Source organism: Pseudidiomarina woesei (genome assembly GCF_001418345.1).
Lineage (GTDB): Bacteria > Pseudomonadota > Gammaproteobacteria > Enterobacterales > Alteromonadaceae > Pseudidiomarina > Pseudidiomarina woesei.
In genome coordinates this window covers 1-1363 of sequence record NZ_LIPW01000015.1, presented here as the reverse complement: position 1 = coordinate 1363, position 1363 = coordinate 1, and the positions used below count along the sequence as shown (strand labels likewise).

Annotated in this window: 2 protein-coding genes; both read right to left on the bottom strand. The window is 47.5% G+C overall.

Annotated elements, in window-relative coordinates:
* The coding region (locus ASC40_RS11680; protein ID WP_055439993.1) for a flagellin N-terminal helical domain-containing protein at positions 1-1091 on the bottom strand (1091 nt) is incomplete at its 3' end.
* A gap of 181 nt (positions 1092-1272) precedes the next feature.
* A partial coding sequence (locus ASC40_RS11820) for a flagellin (protein ID WP_141656155.1) occupies positions 1273-1363 on the bottom strand: 91 nt, incomplete at its 5' end.

Sequence of the window (1363 nt, the reverse complement as noted above, 5' to 3'; positions counted from 1 at the left end):
TCAGCGTCTTCGATACGTGAACGCGCTGCTGCCAAGTTGGTTTCGTTGGTTTGCAAGTTAGTGATTGCAGACTCGAAACGGTTTTGGATAGCACCGAGGTCAGAACGTAGGGTGTCAACTTGTGCTAAAGCTTCGTCCAACTGGCTTAACCGGTTTGGTGTGCCGCCTTTGCCGTTTGCAGGCGTAACGTCTGCGCTGGTGTAGTCGCTCACTTCCCATTCGAACACTAAAGTTGTGCCAGCTGTTGTCGTGCGGTCAAAATTCGCCGCCGTGTACACTTTAAAATTACCGCCACCCTCGTCGGTGTAGCCCATCGACTCAAGCTTGGTGATGTCGTCACCAGTTACGGTAATATTGTCTTCTATGTAAATATTGCCGTTGTCGTCTGCAATAGCAGAAATGGTATTAACAACGACCGTATTTTCCAGGTCCAGCAAGCTTGCCCACTCTGCCCCGGTTGGGGTTGAGGACACACTGGTAGCAGTTAGTGTGGTGTCATCACCAAACTTAGCTTTTAAGGCGTCAGTAATATTTATGCCTACGCCATCATCACCAAACTGTGGGCCCATCACGGTTAAGTTAGCAAGCCCCAGCGTCTGTGAGTTTATTTGCTGTAAGTTAATGTCAATCGACTCGCCATCGTTGGCGCCGACTTGAATACTTAGCTGCTGATCTTGCTTGAGAACCTTAACGCCATTGAAGTCGGTCTGCTCCGAAATACGATCAATTTCTTGCAGGCGCTGGGTAATTTCAGCCTGAATCGAGACGAGGTCATCGCTTGAGTTGGTGCCGTTTAACGACTGCACGCTCAGCTCTCGAATGCGCTGCAAGTTATCATTTACCTGGTTCAATGCGCCTTCAGCGGTTTGCGCAACAGAAATACCGTCGTTGGCATTACGTTGCGCTTGGCTTAATCCGGTAATTTGCGAGGTCATGCGATTTGCAATCGCTTGGCCCGCAGCATCATCTTTTGCGCTATTAATACGCAGCCCAGATGAAAGGCGTTCCATAGATGTCGCCAACGATGACTGCGACTTTTGCAGGTTTTGCTGGCCAATCATGGAGGTAATGTTGGTATTGATAACTGACATAGCACGTTCTCCAATTTATAAGAGTCAGCAGAACCTCAATGAAACGGCGCAGTGAAATTTGTGACTATGCTGAATTTATCGGCATATTGAACAGGATCTTTAGAATGTAAGCCCATTATTTTATAAAAAAGGCACCCGCAGGTGCCTTTCAATACTTTCAAGAGTATTTTCTCTATTGGTATTAACCCAACAGTGACAATACGCCTTGTGGAACCTGGTTTGCTTGCGCAAGAACCGAAGTACCCGCTTGCTGAAGAATTTGTGAACGAGTC